The organism is Staphylococcus croceilyticus, assembly GCF_002902575.1.
GTDB lineage: Bacteria > Bacillota > Bacilli > Staphylococcales > Staphylococcaceae > Staphylococcus > Staphylococcus croceilyticus.
This window is the reverse complement of the sequence record NZ_PPRD01000134.1, coordinates 1-282: the sequence shown is the minus strand read 5'-3', so window position 1 is coordinate 282 and position 282 is coordinate 1. Positions and strand designations below refer to the sequence as shown.

Annotated in this window: 1 tRNA gene; it reads left to right on the top strand. The window is 36.5% G+C overall.

Annotated features, from left to right (window positions below):
• Nucleotides 1–104 precede the first annotated feature (104 nt).
• Nucleotides 105–181 (top strand) — tRNA-Ile (locus CD128_RS11370).
• The last annotated feature ends 101 nt before the right edge of the window (nucleotides 182–282 follow it).

Here is a 282-nt window from a genome sequence, read left to right as displayed (position 1 = left end):
ACCTCCTTTCTAAGGATATATTCGGAACATCTCGTAGAGATGATGGAATAACGTGACATATTGTATTCAGTTTTGAATGTTTATTTTACATTCTAATATTTAATGGGCCTGTAGCTCAGCTGGTTAGAGCGCACGCCTGATAAGCGTGAGGTCGGTGGTTCGAGTCCACTCAGGCCCACCATTAAGTAATTTTGTTGTACATTGAAAACTAGATAAGTAAGTAAAATAGATTTTACCAAGCAAAACCGAGTGAATAGAGTTTTAAATAAGCTTGAATTCATA